The 13,138-nt window shown below is 71.5% G+C and carries 9 protein-coding genes; 4 read left to right on the top strand and 5 right to left on the bottom strand.

Going from position 1 to position 13,138, the window contains the following annotated elements:
- Positions 1-421: 421 nt before the first annotated feature.
- The 3 genes from KUM44_RS40735 to KUM44_RS40725 all read left to right on the top strand — a co-directional run bounded on the left by KUM44_RS40735 (position 422) and on the right by KUM44_RS40725 (position 4,367).
- Complete coding sequence (locus tag KUM44_RS40735; protein ID WP_217214808.1) at positions 422-820, top strand: (deoxy)nucleoside triphosphate pyrophosphohydrolase; 399 nt, start codon at positions 422-424, stop codon at positions 818-820.
- A gap of 66 nt (positions 821-886) precedes the next feature.
- Entirely contained in the window at positions 887-1,351 is a 465-nt protein-coding gene (locus KUM44_RS40730; protein ID WP_217214807.1) for an ATP-binding protein, read from the top strand.
- 262 nt (positions 1,352-1,613) lie between these two features.
- Positions 1,614-4,367: a SpoIIE family protein phosphatase gene (locus KUM44_RS40725; RefSeq protein ID WP_308402831.1), complete on the top strand. Its 2,754-nt coding sequence runs from the start codon at positions 1,614-1,616 to the stop codon at positions 4,365-4,367.
- A gap of 476 nt (positions 4,368-4,843) precedes the next feature.
- On the opposite strand, the gene KUM44_RS40720 is transcribed toward KUM44_RS40725, so the two are convergent.
- From KUM44_RS40720 to KUM44_RS40700, 5 genes are all read right to left on the bottom strand, one after another.
- Positions 4,844-6,454, bottom strand: a complete 1,611-nt coding sequence (locus KUM44_RS40720; RefSeq protein WP_308402830.1) for a hypothetical protein — start codon at positions 6,452-6,454, stop codon at positions 4,844-4,846.
- 94 nt (positions 6,455-6,548) lie between these two features.
- Positions 6,549-7,325, bottom strand: a complete 777-nt coding sequence (locus tag KUM44_RS40715; protein WP_217214805.1) for a succinate dehydrogenase/fumarate reductase iron-sulfur subunit — start codon at positions 7,323-7,325, stop codon at positions 6,549-6,551.
- Positions 7,322-9,289: a fumarate reductase/succinate dehydrogenase flavoprotein subunit gene (locus tag KUM44_RS40710; RefSeq protein WP_217214857.1), complete on the bottom strand. Its 1,968-nt coding sequence runs from the start codon at positions 9,287-9,289 to the stop codon at positions 7,322-7,324. The genes KUM44_RS40715 and KUM44_RS40710 overlap by 4 nt, the downstream gene beginning before the upstream one ends.
- Before the next feature lie 20 nt (positions 9,290-9,309).
- Complete coding sequence (locus KUM44_RS40705; protein ID WP_217214804.1) at positions 9,310-10,131, bottom strand: hypothetical protein; 822 nt, start codon at positions 10,129-10,131, stop codon at positions 9,310-9,312.
- A 30-nt stretch (positions 10,132-10,161) separates the two neighbouring features.
- Positions 10,162-10,455 (bottom strand): hypothetical protein, encoded by a 294-nt coding sequence (locus KUM44_RS40700; protein ID WP_217214803.1) that lies wholly within the window; start codon positions 10,453-10,455, stop codon positions 10,162-10,164.
- Between the two features lie 367 nt (positions 10,456-10,822).
- Between KUM44_RS40700 and KUM44_RS40695 the strand changes: the two genes are divergently transcribed.
- Positions 10,823-13,105: an ABC transporter family substrate-binding protein gene (locus tag KUM44_RS40695; protein WP_217214802.1), complete on the top strand. Its 2,283-nt coding sequence runs from the start codon at positions 10,823-10,825 to the stop codon at positions 13,103-13,105.
- Positions 13,106-13,138: the final 33 nt, after the last annotated feature.

The following is a 13,138-nucleotide window of genomic DNA, read 5'->3' as shown; positions in this document are numbered from 1 at the left end:
GCTCCGGCGCGTCCTGAAGGGGCGCGGGGAACTGTGCGCTCGGCCGTGACGGCGTCGCAGTCGAAGGGCTGGTGTGTCCTGGCGTTCCGAGGGGAGCGTCTGGGCTCCGGCGCGTCCTGAAGGGGCGCGGGGAACTGTGCGCTCGGCCGCGAGGGCGTCGCAGTCGAAGGGCTGGTGTGTCCTGGCGTTCCGAGGGGAGCGCCTGGGCTCCGGCGCGTCCTGAAGGGGCGCGGGGAACTGTGCGCTCGGCCGTGACGGTGTCGCGGCCGAAGGGCCGGTGTGTTCCGGCGTTCCGAGCGGAGCGTCTGGGCTCCGGCGCGTCCTGAAGGGGCGCGGGGAACTGTGCGCTCGGCCGCGACGGCGCCGCAGTCGAAGGGCGGTGTGTTCCGGCGTTACAAGCGGAGCGCCTAGGCTCCGGCGCATGACGGAACGGATCGTGGTCGGGGCCGCGTTGTTGGAGGCGGGCCGCCTGCTCGCGGCGCGGCGAAGTGCGCCCGAGGAACTGGCAGGGCGCTGGGAGTTGCCCGGTGGCAAGGTCGAGCCCGGCGAGGCGCCCGAGGTGGCGCTCGTGCGGGAGCTGCGGGAGGAACTCGGCGTGGACGCCGAGGTGATCGAGCGCCTGCCGGGGACGTGGCCCCTGAAACCCCCTTACGTCTTGCAGGTGTGGACGACGCGTCTGCTCCCCGGCTCCGGGGCCCCCGAGCCCCTCCAGGACCACGACGCCCTGCGCTGGCTCGGCGCCGGGGAACTCTGGGACGTCGACTGGCTGGACCCGGACGTCCCGGCGGTCCAGGAAGTGGCCGAGCGGCTTCGTTCCTGAGGAAACTTCCCGAATTCCTACCCGTTCGCATACCTTGCGCGCGGTACCGCCCCCCGAATATCGGGTATGTGGTCACTAACCCTGCGAAACCGGACATGGGCGAACCCGCTGGCCTGGGAAGTGATCGGTGTGATCGACACTGATGGCGGCTGCGCCGAGTGGACCTTTCCCGCGGAGGCGGGCGCGGTGCGCGCGGCCCGTGCCGCCGTGCGCGGCCGGCTGCGGGACTGGGATCTGGACAGCCTCGCCGACCTCACGGCGCTGCTGGTCAGCGAGCTGGTGACCAACTCCCTGCGGCACGCCACGGGCCCCATCGGAGTACGTCTGGTACGCCCCGCCGACCTCGACGGCGTCCTCCTGGTCGAGGTCTCCGACCCCCTCCCGGATCCCCCGCGCGAACGTGCCCCCCACCTCGAGGACGAGAGCGGCCGCGGACTCCAGCTCGTGGCGCACTCCTCGCGCCGCTGGGGAACCCGGCCGGGCCGCAACACGGGCAAGACGGTGTGGTTCGAACTCGCGGTCCCGCGGTGACCGTGGCGGTACAGGCGGTGTACGCCCACCCCCGCCCTGTCGAGCGACTGGTTCAGGCCAGTGGCAGTTGTCGAACCGCGTGATTCGACTGTGTGTCAGCTGGTTAGAAGACTGGAAGTGTTTCCGGTGCCGGGACCGAAAACCATCGGGAACGTGCTGTGATCGTGAACACCGTGTTGTGCGGGGCCGTAGTGCTGGATACTGCGGGCAGCCGCCCCCGGTGACCGGTGCCGGGCGCGGTGAGCTGGAGGGGACGGTTCGCGTGAGCGAGATACCAGCGAAGGCCACGGAGTCCGAGGACCCGTCGGACGGCGCGAGGGCGAGGGCCGCGGGAGAGCGGGCCCACGACCCACAGGCCTCCGACGACACCCAGGCCTCCCACCTCACCTCCCGGGGCACACGTGCCTCTCACGACACACAGGACTCGCAAGCCGTCGCACAGGGCGCACAGGAACCCCCCGCTCCCCGCGACCCCGGCTTCGCCTCCGACGAGCCCCGCCCCGGCGACCCCGTCTGGCAGAGCAGTCCGCCCGGCTCGATCTACGACTACATCAAGGTCGCGTCCTTCTCCATCGGCCCCGACGGTCTGGTCGACCAGTGGAGCCTGCGCGCCGAGCAGTTGTTCGGCATCCCGGCCCGGCGTGCCGTCGGCATGGACCCCATCGAGGCGTTCATCGACCCCGACCTGCGCGAGCAGGGGCAGCGCAAGATGGCCGAGATCCTGGACGGACGGGAGTGGACCGGTGTGGTCCCCTTCCGTGCGCCGGACGACGTGGACGGACGGCGCGGCCAGGACGGTCTCGCCGAGGTGTACGTCATGCCGACGCGGACCGAGGAGGGCGAGAAGGCCGCCGTCTGTATCGTCGTCGACGTCCGCACGCTCCGTCGGATGGAGACCGACCTCGCCGCCTCGCAGTCGATATTCGGTCAATCTCCGTTCGGTTTCCTGCTGATCGACCCCGATCTGCGGGTGCGCCGCGTCAACCACCGGTTCGCCTCCCTCTTCGGCGGCACCCCCGACGACCATCGCGGCCGAGGCGTCCACGACTATCTGCCGCGCCCCGAGGCCGACCGGGTCGCGGCGACCCTGCGCCGCGTCCTGGACAGCGGCGACTCCATCACCGACATGCATGTCACCGGCTTTCTGCCCGGCTCCGACGAGCGCCGCCACTGGTCCGTCAACCTCTACCGGGTGCACAGCGGAAGCGGCCGCCCCATCGGCATCGCCTGGCTCGGGATCGACATCACCGCGCGCCGCGCAGCCGCCCGCGAGGCCGCCGCCGCCCGGCGCAATCTCGCCCTGCTGAACGAGGCCGGCGCCCGCATCGGCAACTCCCTCGACCTGGAGACAACCGCTCGCGAACTCCTCGACGTCGTCGTCCCCGGCTTCTGCGACCTGGCCACGGTCGACCTCTACCAGGGGCTGCTGGCCGGCGACGAGACCCCGCCCGGCCTCGCCGACGGCAGCGCGGAACTACGCCGCGTCGCCTTCTCCAGCGCCGTCTCCGACGCGCCCTTCGTCGGCGGCGGCGTGCCCGTCGCGGTCGGCGCCGTCCACCACTACCCGTTCAACTCGCCCTGCGCGGACGCCCTGCGCACGGCCCGGCCGCAGTACGTGCCCGGCGAGGAGGGTGGCCTCGTCCAGTCCACGCTCGCGGTGCCGATGGTCGCCCACGACACCGTCGTAGGACTCGCCCAGTTCGCCCGGACGAAGGGCAGCGAGCCGTTCGGCGACCGGGACCGCAATCTCGCGGTCGAGCTGGCGGCGCGGGCGGCGGTCTGCATCGACAACGCCCGTCTCTACCGGCGCGAGCACGAGCGGGCACTGATACTGCAACGGTCCCTGCTGCCGCCCGGGGACCCGGTCGCGTCGGGCCTCGACATCGCCTGCCGCTATCTGCCGGGCAACTCCTCCTCCGACCGACCCAGCGAGGTGGGCGGCGACTGGTTCGACGTCATAGAACTCCCCGGCCACCGCACGGCGTTGGTCGTCGGGGACGTCATGGGCCGTGGGCTGCGCGCGGCCGTGGCGATGGGCGAACTTCGTTCGGCCGTACGAACGCTGGCGCTGCTGGACCTCGAACCGGCCGAGGTCCTCTCGGCGCTGGACGAGATCGCGCGCGGTCTCGGCGCCCCCGGCGGTGTCCAGCAGGCCACCCGCGCGGCCCGCCGGCCCCGGGAGGCGGACCTGTCCGAGGTGTACCTCGCGACCTGCGTGTACGCGGTCTACGACTCCGTCACGCGCCGCTGCACCTTCGCGAACGCCGGTCATCTGCCGCCGGTCCTCGTCGAACCCGGCGAGGCCGCGCTGATGCTCGACGTGCCGCCGGGGATGCCACTGGGCGTGGGCGGGGAGCCCTTCGAGGAGGTGGAGGTCGAACTGCCGGAGGGCGCGCTGCTGGCGCTCTACACGGACGGCCTGGTCGAGTCCCGCGACCATCCCCTGGACGAGGGCCTCCAGGCGTTCGTCGGGGCGCTCACCGACCCCACACGCCCGCTGGAGGACGTCTGCGACCACGTCCTCAACACCCTCGACAGCCACCACGGCGAGGACGACATCGCGTTGCTGATGGCGCGCGTCCAGGGGTTGCCCGCCGAGTCGGTCGGCGACTGGACGCTGCCGCGGGAGCCGCGCAGTGTGGGGCGCGCCCGGGAGTACGCCCGCGGACAGCTGCTGTCCTGGGACATGGAGCCGCTGGTCGACACCACGGAGCTGTTGGTCAGCGAGCTGGTCACGAACGCGCTGCGGTACGGCGAGGGCGAGATTCGGCTGCGGTTGCTGCTGGACCGCACGCTGGTGTGCGAGGTCTGGGACTCGGGGTTGGTCCAGCCGCGTCGGCGTCGAGCCCGGGACACGGACGAGGGCGGCCGGGGGCTGCAACTGGTCGGGCTGCTCAGCGCGGCGTGGGGCTCCCGTCGGACGCCGCGCGGCAAGACGGTGTGGTTCGAACTGCCGCTGCCGGACGGTGAGAACCCGCTGGCGGACCCTGCGGAGGCGTTGCTGAGCCTCTTCTGACGCCCGGCCTCGGCTTCGCCTTCGACCGGATCGTTTCCCACCCGCACGACCCGTGCGGCTCTCGTCGCCGGGTGCGGGTGGCCCAGGTGGGGCCATCTCACCGTCGGCGCCCGCGGGTTCGTGCGGTGAGGCCTCGCCTGCGGGCGTCGCCCGGCAGGAGACCGCCGGGGCCGGCTCCGCGCGGTCACTGGTCCGCGGGGCCGGGTTTCCGTGTCGGGTGCGGTGGCTTTGGTGGGGTTGTGTGGTGGGTGCTTGATCGTGGGTGCTGCCTGGCAGGAGGCCGTCGGGGTCGGTTCCGCGTGGTCACTGGTGTGCGGGGCCGGGTTTCCGTGTCGGGTGCGGTGGCTTTGGTGGGGTTGTGTGGTGGGTGCTTGATCGTGGGTGTCGCCCGGCAGGAGGCCGTCGGGGGGACTTCGGGGCCACGGTCCGTCGGTCTGTTGGACGGCTTCTCCCCGGGGGCCGTGTGGTTGTCGTGCTCAGGTGTCCGGCGTGCCTCCGCGGCGGTGCCGGGTGTGTGGGCCGCCGTAGCTTGCCGGGGAGCCGGTGGTTGGCTGGATGCCGCCCAGGAGGGCGCCGGTGAGGCCGTGGGTGGTTTCGGCGGGGGTGGCCGTGGGGTGGCCGTGCAGGCGGATGTTCTGTTCGGCCAGGTCCTGGGCCTGTCGGGCGAGCGTGTCGGCGGACAGGAGGTCGGCGAGGGGGGCCGGGGGAGCGAGCAGGCGGCGGGCCTCGGCCAGGTGGGTGCGGGGCTCGCTGCCCACCGCGGCCCGGTGGGTCGCGACCACGTCGTCCGTGCCGGCCACCGCGGCACGGGCGCACAGCCGCGCGGCGGCCGGAAGCACCCCGGCCCGCCCCGCGGCGACGGGCGAGACGGTCCGTACGATCCGGCGCAGCAGGTCCAGGGGGTCGTACGGCCGCCCCGAGGTCAGCTCCTCGCGTACGCCGGCCAGGGCGAGGTCCGCGTGGGTGACACGGGCGCGCAGCTCGCCGGGCGGTATGGACGAGTACGACGGGGCTCCGGCGCCGGGCGGTGAACCCCGCGCGCCGGCGATCTCCGCCTCGCCGCCGGTCAGCGCGGCCGGCACCATCGTCGCGGCCCTGGCGAGGACGTCGGCGAGGCGTTCCACGCCGTCGATGAAGACGGCGGCCTGGCTGATCGCCCCCTCGGCGGCACGCAGCCGGCCCGCCGCCCGCTCGTGGTCGCCCGAGTCGGCGGCCTGGCGGGCCTGGTTGAGGCGGGTGGTGGCGAAGACGAGCCGGTCCTTGGCCTGCTCGACATGGCCCGCGACGGCGGTGGTGGCCGACGGGGCGTACCGCTCGCCGAGCTCCCGGAGCGCCGCGCCGGCACGTCCGGTACGGCCGGTCAGTTCCCGGAACCGGACCTCCGCGACGGCCAGGGCCCGCCCCAGCCCTCCGCCCAGGCCCTCCTCCAACCCCCGTACCTGGTCGAACGCGGCGGCCTGCGCGTCCAGCAGCCGCCCCGCCTCCTCGCACCGACCGACGATCCCGGCGAGCGCGTGCTGCCGCGCCGCGTCCTCCTCCGGCACCCCGCCCTCGTACTGCCACCGCATCCGAAAGGCGACCGCCAACTCGGCCCGGGCCTCCCGCAGGGCCCGGGCGAAGGGCTCGACCAGCTCGGCGTCCTCGACCTTCTCCGCGACGAACCCGAGCTCCTCCGTACTGACCCGCACCCAGTCGTCCGCCTCGACCAGCAGCGCCCGGGCCCGCTCGTCGAGTTTCCCGGCGGGTGGCCCGGTGGCCTCAACCGGCGCTGCACCGGGTGTCGTACGCCCCCGCGCCCGCCGCCTGCGCCGCAGGAACCCGTACCCGCCGACCACCGCCGCCGCGACGACCGCCAGCACCGGCAGCACCAGATCGAAGTCCGAGGTCCCCTCGCCCTCCCTCTGGGCCACCGCACCGGCCACAGGCCGGTCCGCCCCGCCCGCGACCGCACCCCCGCCCAGGACCGTCACCGCGGGCAACACCAGCCACGCCACCCCGATCAGCCCGCCCACCAGCGCGTGCACCACCCGCGCCCGTATGTGCGAGCCGCCCCGCCGCGGCCGGCCCCGTATCAAGGATGAGGTCACATTTCGGAGCGTATGAGGAGGAATGCCCGGGCGCGACCGGGATGGGCCCGGGGTGGGCCGGGCCGCCGCGCACTCGCCTGTGCCGGATTCGGCCTCAGCCCGACGACGTCCGCCGCATGATCTTGTTCCCGAGCCACACCAACGGGTCGTACTTCCGGTCGACCGCCCGTTCCTTCAAGGGGATCAACGCGTTGTCCGTGATCTTGATGCCCTCGGGGCAGACCTCCGTGCAGCACTTGGTGATGTTGCAGTAGCCGAGGCCGTGCTCCTCCTGGGCCGTGGCCTTGCGGTCCAGGCCGGTCTCCGCCGCGGCGTCCAGCGGGTGCATGTCCAGTTCCGCGACCCGCATCAGGAAGCGCGGGCCGGCGAACGCCGGTTTGTTCTCCTCGTGGTCACGGACCACATGGCAGGTGTCCTGGCACAGGAAGCACTCGATGCACTTGCGGAACTCCTGCGAGCGGTCCACGTCCTCCTGCATCATCCGGTACTCGCCGGGGCCCAGCTCCGCGGGCGGGACGAAGGCCGGGACCTCCCGTGCCTTGGTGTAGTTGAAGCCGACGTCCGTGACGAGATCCCGGACCACCGGGAACGCCCGCAGTGGCGTCACCGTGATCGTCTCCTCCCGGGTGAACACCGACATCCGCGTCATGCACATCAGCCGCGGCCGCCCGTTGATCTCCGCGGAGCACGAACCGCACTTGCCGGCCTTGCAGTTCCAGCGGACGGCCAGGTCCGGGGCCTGGGTGGCCTGGAGGCGGTGGATGATGTCGAGGACCACCTCGCCGTCGTTCACCTCGACCTCGAAGTCCTCCAGGCCGCCGCCCTGCACATCGCCCCGCCACACCTTGAAACGGGCCTCGTAGCTGCTCACTGGTAGAGCTCCTCCTCGGCGAGGTACTTGACCAGCTCTTCCTTGTCGAAGAGAGCCAGCAGGTCCGGGCGGACGGGGTCGGTGGTCTCGCGCAGCAGGTTGATCTGGCCGCGCTCGGGGTCCGTGGCCGCCAAACCGCCCGTCGGGTCGGCCAGTTGGCACAGCAGGTTGATGTTGCGCCACTTGCGGTCCATCGTCGGATGGTCCTCGCGGGTGTGTCCGCCGCGTGACTCGGTGCGCTCCAGCGCCGCCCGCGCCACGCACTCGCTGACCAGCAGCATGTTGCGCAGGTCGAGCGCGAGGTGCCAGCCGGGGTTGAACTGGCGGTGGCCCTCGACTCCGGCCCTTCGGGCCCGTACGCGCAACTCCGCCAGCTTCTCCAGCGCCTGCTCCATCTCGGCCTCGCGGCGGATGATGCCGACGAGGTCGTTCATCGTCTGCTGGAGCTCCTGGTGGAGGGTGTACGGGTTCTCCGGTGGACGCCCGTCGTCCGTGCCCCCGGCCGGACCCTCCGCCGAGAAGGGCCGCAGCGCCTCCGCCGCCGCCGTGTCGACCTGTAGGTCGCTGACCTCGGGGCGTTCGAAGGCCTGCGCGGCCGCGTACTCGGCGGCGTGCCAGCCGGCCCGGCGCCCGAACACCAGCAGGTCGGACAGGGAGTTCCCGCCGAGCCGGTTCGAGCCGTGCATGCCGCCCGCGACCTCGCCGGCCGCGTACAGGCCGGGCACGCCGCGCGCCGCCGCCGTGTCCGACTCGACCGCGATGCCGCCCATGACGTAGTGACAGGTCGGCCCGACCTCCATCGCCTCCGCCGTGATGTCCACGTCCGCCAGCTCCTTGAACTGGTGGTACATGGAGGGCAGACGACGCCGGATCACCTCGGCGGGCATACGCGTCGACACGTCCAGGAAGACCCCGCCGTGCGGGGAGCCGCGCCCCGCCTTCACCTCGGCGTTGATGGCCCTGGCCACCTCGTCCCTCGGCAACAGCTCCGGAGGACGCCGGTTGTTGTCCGGGTCCTCGTACCAGCGGTCGCCCTCCTCCTCCGACTGGGCGTACTTCTCCTTGAAGACGTCGGGGATGTAGTCGAACATGAACCGCTTGCCCTCGGAGTTGCGCAGCACCCCTCCGTCGCCGCGCACCGACTCCGTGACCAGGATCCCCTTCACCGACGGCGGCCAGACCATGCCCGTCGGATGGAACTGCACGAACTCCATGTTGAGCAGCGGCGCGCCCGCCAGCAGCGCCAGCGCGTGGCCGTCGCCGGTGTACTCCCAGGAGTTCGACGTCACCTTGAAGGACTTGCCGATCCCGCCCGTCGCGACGACGACGGCGGGGGCGTCCAGGACGAAGAAGCGGCCCGTCTCGCGGTCGTAGGCGAAGACCCCGCTGACCCGGCTGCCCGCGGCGGAGCCGCTGTCGGACTCGGTCTTCAGGATCCGGGTGACCGTGCACTCCTGGTAGACCTTGAGCCGGGACTCGTAGTCCCCGGTCTCCTTCTTGTCCTCCTGCTGCAACGACACGATCTTCTGTTGCAGCGTGCGGATCAGCTCCAGTCCCGTGCGGTCGCCGACGTGCGCGAGACGCGGGTACTCGTGGCCGCCGAAGTTGCGCTGGGAGATACGGCCGTCCTTCGTACGGTCGAAGAGCGCGCCCCAGGTCTCCAGCTCCCACACCCGCTCCGGCGCCTCCTGCGCGTGCAGCTCTGCCATCCGCCACTGGTTGAGGAACTTGCCGCCGCGCATGGTGTCGCGGAAGTGGACCTGCCAGTTGTCGTGCTCGTTGGCGTTGGCCATGGCCGCCGCGATGCCGCCCTCGGCCATCACGGTGTGCGCCTTGCCGAACAGTGACTTGCAGATCACGGCCGTACGGGCGCCTCGCTCGCGTGCCTCGATCGCGGCACGCAGGCCCGCGCCTCCCGCGCCGACCACGACGACGTCCCACTCCTGCCGTTCGACCACCGACATCTGTTCAGTCCCCACCAAATCTAGAAGAAGCGCGGATCGTCGAAGACCCCGGATGCGACGAGATAGACGTAGAAGTCGGCGAGCGCCACGCTCACCAGCGACGTCCAGGCGAGCAGCATGTGGCGGGCGTTGAGCTTCCCGATCCACTGCCACATCCGGTAGCGCACCGGGTGCCTGGAGAAGTGCTTGAGCTTGCCGCCGACGATGTGCCGGCAGGAGTGGCAGGAGAGGGTGTACGCCCAGATCAGCACGATGTTGACGAGGAAGACGAGGGTGCCGAGGCCCATGTGACCCCACTCGTAGTGCTCGTCGCGGAAGGCGAGCACCGTGTCGTACGTGAGGATCCCGGCGACCGGGATCGCGGCGTAGAAGAAGTACCGGTGGATGTTCTGCATGATCAGCGGGAAGCGGGTCTCACCGGTGTACTTCTTGTGCGGCTCGGCCACCGCGCAGGCCGGGGGCGAGGCCCAGAAACCCCGGTAGTAGGCCTTGCGGTAGTAGTAGCAGGTCAGACGGAAGCCGAGCGGGAAGATCAGGATGATGATCGCGGGGGAGATGCCCCACCAGCTCCCGAAGAGCTCCCAGTTCGGCCCGGCGCGCATGGGCTCGCAGTTCTCCGCCAGACAGGGCGAGTAGAACGGGGAGACGTACGGCGCCGCGTAGTAGTCCGCGCCTGCGAAGGCCCGCCAGGTCGAGTACACGATGAACGCCAGCAGACCGGCCGCGGTGGCGGCAGGGGCCAGCCACCAGCGGTCGGTCCGCAGGTGCGGGGCGGTGATCGCGGCGCGCGTGCCGGTGCGTACGCCGCCGCTGTTCAGATGAGGTTCCGTACCAGTGGCCAATGCATGACTCCGGTCGGGTCAGGGGACGGCTCAGGGGGCGTGGCGGTCCCGGGCGCCGAGACCCTCGTCATCCGTGTCGATCCACAGAGAGTCGTCGTACGGCGTGTCGGGGATGGTGACGAGCTCCGGTTTGCGCTGGGTGGCGGCGGGGGACGCGGCGGCGTCCCTGAGCAGCGCGACGCTCTCGCGGAGATGGTTGGCGTCGGTGCGGACGCGGCGCATCTCGATTCCGCCGGTGCCCAGCTGCTTCTCCAGCCGGCCCACGGACCGGGCCAGGTCGTCGAGGCAGCGCTGGACAGCTGTCAGGTCGTCTTGCACGGACATGACGTGACCTCACTTCCGTGGGCCCTACGGCCCTGGGTGGCAACGTTCATGCGCCTGCGAGTGTTGCGCGTCACACCTATCGCTGTGAAGGGATGTGCAGCGATTGGCGGATTGCACGCCTCCATTGCACGCCCGCAAGCGCTCTGTGCACGCCGGGGAGCCGAAAGCTTGCGAGGACTGCGCCGTGCGGAGCGCGTTGCTCCGCACGGGTGGCCTTCTCCGCCCCTGCCGCCGTGTCGTCTCCGCCTGGCGAACCCCTTCCTCTTCAGTGGGGTGCCTTACATCTGATCAGCTCCAAAATAACGCCAAATGTGATCAGAACGCACTTATTGTCACCGGCGGGAGCCGCTCCCCGGAGGTACCTGAGATGTCCCACGTCGGCATCGGACCCAGCGTCGGACCCAGGCCTGGCCGCAGCGCGGTCCTGCGCTCGGCCACCTTCCTCGTCGCGGGCGTGCTCGCGATGCCCGCGCTCGCCGGTTGCAGCGACCCGGATCCGGCCGGAAAGCCGCTGGCCGGGCAGGACATCGCCACGGCCGCCCGGGCCCAGCTCCTCGACGGCGGCACGCTGCGGTGGGCCGTGGACGCCGTACCGGAGACGCTGAACACCTTCCAGTCGGACGCCGACGCGGCCACGACCCGGATCGCGCAGGCCACCCTGCCGTCGATGTTCCGACTCGACGAGAACGGGCGCCCGGAGCGCAATCCGGAGTACCTGGAGTCCGCGAAGATCGTCAAGACCGAGCCCAAGCAGGTCGTCCTGTACAAGCTCAACCAGCAGGCCGTCTGGAGCGACGGCCGGGAGATCGGCGCCGCCGACTTCGCCGCCCAGTGGCGGGCCCTGTCCGGCAAGGACAGCGCCTACTGGACCGCCCGCAACGCCGGCTACGACCGCATCGAGAAGATCGAGCGCGGCGAGAACGACCTGGAGGTGCGGGTCACCTTCGGGCGCCCGTACGCGGACTGGCGCTCCCTCTTCTCGCCGCTGTACCCGAAGGAGGTCATGGGCACGCCGGACTCGTTCAACGACGGGGCACGGAGCAAGCTCAAGGTCACCGCCGGGCCGTTCACCGTGCAGAAGATCGACCGCAAGGGCGGCGACGTCACCCTCACCCGCAACCCCCGCTGGTGGGGGGAGCCGGCCAAGCTGAACGAGATCGTGCTGCGCGCCGTACCGCGCGACCAGCGGGCCGCCGCCCTGGCCGCCGGGGATATCGACCTGGCCGAGATCGACTCCGCCGCGGCCCGGCGCATCGCGCTCGCCGCGCCGCCGCGGGCCGCGTCCGCCGGCCCCTCCGGTACGCCGCTGATGGGCCCCGACCGGCGCACCCTCACCGCGAAGCAGCGGCAGGACAGGGCGAGGTTCCGCGGCTTCGAGGTACGGAAGTCCCTGGAGCCGGCGTACACCCAGCTGGCGCTCAACGGCGGCGACAGTCTGCTCGCCGACGAGCGGATCCGACGGGCCGTGGCCCGCGCCATCGACCGGGAGGAACTGGCGAAGCTGGTCCTGTCCCCGCTGGGCCTGCCCGCCAAGCCGGTCGGCAGCCATCTCGCCCTGTCCGGGCAGGCCGCGTACGCCGACAACAGCGGCGCCATCGGTGACCAGGACACGGCGGAGGCGCAGGCGCTGCTCGCGGATGCGGGATGGGTGCCGGGCGGGCCGGTCAAGGAGGAGAAGAAGAAGGGGGAGGAGGCGGCGGGGAGCAAGGGGGAGAAGGCCGAGAAGGCTGAGAAGGCCGAGAAGGCTGCGGGGAGTGAGGGGAAGAAGGCCGAGAAGGTTGACAAGGCTGACAAGGCTGATAAGGACTCCGGCTCCGAGTCCACGGCGAAGTCCAAGTCCAAGGCCGGGGACGAGGCCGGTGACGACGGGACGTACATCGTCGGGGAGGACAACAAGGCGCCCCGGCACGAGGGCGACAAGGGGAAGGAGAAGAGGGAGGGGGAGGACGCCGATCACGACGGTGGGCGGCATCTCGCTCAGGACGGCAAGCAGTACGGCACCAAGCAGGTGCAGCAGGGTGGGGCGCCCGGGGCGTACGCCCCGCAGGGCACTCCCGCTCCGGCGGGTGCGGCGGCTCGGCCCTTGGCCAAGGACGGCAAGGCGTTGACGTTGCGGTTCGTGGTGCCGGAGGGGGAGGGGTCGCAGACGCTGCGGACCGTGGCGGACCGGATCTCGGTGATGCTGGAGCGGGTCGGGATCCGTACCGAGATCATGAAGGTCTCGGACGAGAGCTACTTCAAGGACCACATCGCGTCCGGTCAGTACGACCTCGCGCTCTACTCCTGGCCCGCCTCCGCGTATCCCGCCACCGACGCCCGGCCCATCTACGCCAAGCCCGTCCCGGCCGCCGACGGGTCCCTGAACGTCGAGCAGAACTACACGCGTGTCGGTACCGATCAGGTGGATCAGCTCTTCGACCAGGCGCTCGCCACGTTGGACGAGTCCGAGTCGCGGTCGCTGATCCGGAAGGCCGACTCCCGTATCTGGGCGGCGGCCGGTTCCCTCCCTCTCTTCCAGCGTCCGCAGCTGGTGGCCACGAGGTCGAACGTCGCCAACGCCGGGGCCTTCGGTTTCGGCACGCCGGTGTACGAGGACATGGGCTTCCTGAACAAGAGCGCGAAGCCCGCCGCGAGCGCGTCGACCAACTGACGTTCTCCGCCCCCGCCGCCCCTACCCGTCCCG

It is taken from the genome of Streptomyces sp. AC550_RSS872, from assembly GCF_019049285.1.
In the GTDB taxonomy this organism is placed as follows: domain Bacteria; phylum Actinomycetota; class Actinomycetes; order Streptomycetales; family Streptomycetaceae; genus Streptomyces.
The sequence above is the reverse complement of the archived record's forward strand: the minus strand, read 5'-3'. Positions and strand labels throughout refer to the sequence as shown.

Coding starts and splice junctions, on each gene's coding strand:
- KUM44_RS40735 (WP_217214808.1), top strand. CDS start 422: ATGACGGAACGGATCGTGGTCGGGGCCGCGTTGTTGGAGGCGGGCCGC.
- KUM44_RS40695 (WP_217214802.1), top strand. CDS start 10,823: ATGTCCCACGTCGGCATCGGACCCAGCGTCGGACCCAGGCCTGGCCGC.
- KUM44_RS40710 (WP_217214857.1), bottom strand. CDS start 9,289: ATGTCGGTGGTCGAACGGCAGGAGTGGGACGTCGTCGTGGTCGGCGCG.
- KUM44_RS40700 (WP_217214803.1), bottom strand. CDS start 10,455: ATGTCCGTGCAAGACGACCTGACAGCTGTCCAGCGCTGCCTCGACGAC.
- KUM44_RS40730 (WP_217214807.1), top strand. CDS start 887: ATGTGGTCACTAACCCTGCGAAACCGGACATGGGCGAACCCGCTGGCC.